2 protein-coding genes are annotated in these 510 nt (G+C 76.7%); both read right to left on the reverse strand.

The features are described 5' to 3' along the window. Nucleotides 1–309: histidine phosphatase family protein (locus AC1D15_RS36665; protein ID WP_477829963.1), on the reverse strand; the 309-nt coding region annotated here is incomplete at its 3' end. Next, on the reverse strand, nt 306–510 hold a 205-nt coding region (locus AC1D15_RS36670), incomplete at its 5' end, for an adenosylcobinamide-GDP ribazoletransferase (RefSeq protein WP_477829964.1). The genes AC1D15_RS36670 and AC1D15_RS36665, both read right to left, overlap by 4 nt.

Raw genomic sequence — 510 nt, forward strand, 5'->3', positions numbered from 1 at the left:
GGCGTCGACCGGTGCCGCGCCGATCTCGACCCAGGTCCGGCCATCCCAGTCGCCGAAATCCAGCTCGCACAGCCGCGCATCGATGCGGTGTGTCCAGCCCCAGCGCGCGAGCCAGCGGCCCACGTCGGCGCAGCGCCGCAGCGGCGAGGTCCAGACGCCCTTCGGCCAGCCTTCGCACCGCGCCGCGCGGCGGATGCGGTGCGCGAGGCGCTTCGCGCGGCGCCGGTCCACCGGCACGTCGGTGTGGCCGATGCACCGGCCCGCCACGCCGTCGGGCCGCGGATGGCGCCAGGCCTCGATGCGGTTCATGCCCAGCGCAGCGCGACCACCCAGCCCAGCAGCGCCAGCAACTCGGTGATCTGCTGCGTGGCGCCCAGCGTGTCGCCGGTGATGCCGCCGAGCCGGCGCCGGAACCAGCGGCCGCAGGCGATCGTGCCGAGCAGCACGCCGGCCAGCGCGAGTGCGACGTACGGCCACCCCGCCCAGCGCAACGCGACCAGCGCGCCCGCC

This window comes from Rhizobacter sp. P2_H2, from assembly GCF_056403375.1.